The sequence below is a fragment of the Micromonospora sp. WMMD736 genome (assembly GCF_049179015.1).
GTDB lineage: Bacteria > Actinomycetota > Actinomycetes > Mycobacteriales > Micromonosporaceae > Micromonospora.
On sequence record NZ_JBMHMI010000150.1, the window covers coordinates 1 to 2,327 of the forward strand.

At 70.1% G+C, this 2,327-nt stretch carries 3 protein-coding genes and 1 pseudogene; all 4 read left to right on the forward strand.

Annotation, left to right across the window (positions count from 1 at the left end; genetic code table 11):
• A partial coding sequence (locus ACN269_RS34895) for a DMT family transporter (protein WP_421477630.1) occupies window positions 1–356 on the forward strand: 356 nt, incomplete at its 5' end.
• 9 nt (window positions 357–365) lie between these two features.
• Complete coding sequence (locus ACN269_RS34900; RefSeq protein ID WP_421477632.1) at window positions 366–1,052, forward strand: hypothetical protein; 687 nt, start codon at window positions 366–368, stop codon at window positions 1,050–1,052.
• Window positions 1,053–1,055: 3 nt separating this feature from the next.
• Complete coding sequence (gene miaA, locus ACN269_RS34905) at window positions 1,056–1,973, forward strand: tRNA (adenosine(37)-N6)-dimethylallyltransferase MiaA (protein ID WP_421477634.1); 918 nt, start codon at window positions 1,056–1,058, stop codon at window positions 1,971–1,973.
• A 7-nt stretch (window positions 1,974–1,980) separates the two neighbouring features.
• A pseudogene (locus ACN269_RS34910) lies at window positions 1,981–2,327 on the forward strand (diaminopimelate epimerase); the annotation flags it as partial.

The following is a 2,327-nucleotide window of genomic DNA, read 5'->3' on the forward strand; positions in this document are numbered from 1 at the left end:
TGTTGACCAAAGTGCTGTTGGAGGGCCTGGCGCAGGGCTGGTCGGCACTGCCGACGCTGCTGATCACGCCGGAGTTCTACGCGTGGTTGGTGGTCGCGGTGGGTGGCATCGCCTGGCAGCAGTCGGCGTTTCGGGCCGGGGCGTTGACCGCGTCACTGCCCACGATGACGGTGGCCGAACCGGTGGTCGCCGGGGTGCTCGGCGTGGTGGTGTTGGGGGAGACGTTGCACCCCGGGGAGGCGGGGTGGCTCACCCTGGGCGTCGCGATCGCGGCGATGGTCGTGGCGACGGTGATGCTGGCCCGCAGCGAGGTTGCGGCCGCCAGCGGCGAGGAGGCCGCACCGACGGGCAGCTAGCGTGAAGACGTGCTGAGCACCATTGCGATCGTGCCGTCAGCGCCGGTCATGGTTCCCGAACTGGCTGGTGCGGCCGCTGCCGAACTGCTTGACCTGCGCGACGCGGTACGGGCCGCAGCGGAGTCGCTGCCGTCCCGGTGGATCGCCGTCGGGGTGGCAGCGCGCGATGCGGTGATCGCACCGGACAGCGCCGGCACCTTCGCCGGGTACGGCGTCGACGTGCAGGTTGCGTTGTCGCCCAACCATTGCCGGCCAGTGGCCGACATGACGTTGTGCGCGCTCATCGCGGGCTGGATGCGCGGCACCTTCGCGCCGCAAGCCCGGGTCGAGGTTCGGGCCTGCGCGGCGGGCCATGATCCCGACTCGGCCCTCGAGATCGGTCGACAACTGGGTGCCGAGGTCGCCGAAACCGCTGATCAGATCGGTGTTGTGGTGATCGCCGATGGTGCCAACACGCTCACCCAGCGTGCCCCCGGTGGCTACGACCCGGACTCGATCGCGCTGCAGCAGCGGCTCGACGACGCGCTGGCCGCCGGTGATGCTGCGGCGCTGACCTCGCTTTCCGACACAATCGGGGGACGAGTGGCCTTTCAGGTGCTGGCCGGGCTCACGCAACCGGCGGCGAAGTCGGCACGCGAGCTGTACCGCGGAGCACCCTACGGCGTCGGCTACTTCGTCGGCTGCTGGCGGCTCTAGGCAATGCGACCGCTGGCGATCATCGGGCCGACCGGTACCGGCAAATCGGACCTGGCGTTACGCCTGGCCGACAGGCTGAGCGGTGAGATCGGCGTTGAGATCGTCAACGCCGACGCCATGCAGCTGTATCGCGGAATGGACATCGGCACCGCGAAACTGCCCTACGACCAGCGCCGCGGCATCCCGCACCACCAACTCGACGTACTGGAGGTGACCGAGACCGCCAGCGTTGCGCGCTACCAGAGCGAGGCCGCGGCCGACGTCGAAGCGATCGCCGCCCGTGGCGCGGTGCCGATCGTGGTGGGCGGGTCGATGATGTATGTGCAGTCGCTGCTCGACGAATGGGCGTTCCCGGCCACCGATCCGGTGGTGCGCGCCCAGTGGGAGCAGCGCCTCGCCGAGATCGGCGTCGGTGCCCTGCATCGCGAGCTGAACAAAGTCGATCCGGACGCGGCGGCCTCGATCCTGCCCACCGACGGCCGCCGCATCGTGCGGGCGCTGGAGGTCGTGCAGCTGACCGGTCGGCCGTTCGCCGCGTCGGCTCCGCGGATCGGCGCCCCCCGCTGGGACACCGCAATCATCGGGCTGGACCGCGACACTGCCGTTCTCGACGAGCGGCTGGCGCAACGCATCGAATCGATGTTCGCCGGCGGGTTGGTCGCCGAGGTGCGCGAATTGGCTGGCCGCGGGCTGCGCGACGGCGTCACGGCGTCGCGGGCGTTGGGCTACGCGCAGGTGCTCGCCGATCTCGACAGCGGCGGCGACGGGACCGGCGCCGTCGAACCGACGTTCATCGGCACCCGGCGTTACGTGCGTCGACAGCGGTCCTGGTTCCGTCGCGACCATCGGGTGCACTGGTTGGACGGGGAATCACCCGATACCGAGCAAGACGCCCTGCGGGTGTGGCGCCACGTATCCTGAGCAGGTGATGTTCGCCAAGGGGCACGGTACGCAGAACGATTTCGTGCTGTTGCCCGATCTGCCCGCCGGGCTGTCGCTGGCACCGGCCGCGGTAGCGGCGCTATGTGACCGGCGCCAAGGGCTGGGCGCCGATGGGGTGCTGCGAGTGACGACGGCCGGGGCGCTGCTGGCCGCCGGCGGGCTGGACAGCCTGCCCGAGGGCGTCGTGGCCGACGACTGGTACATGGATTACCGCAATGCCGACGGCTCGATCGCTCAGATGTGCGGTAACGGCGTGCGGGTGTTCGCGCACTTTCTGCGGTCCAGCGGTCTGGAGGACCGCGACGAGTTCGTCGTCGGATCCTTGGCCGGCCC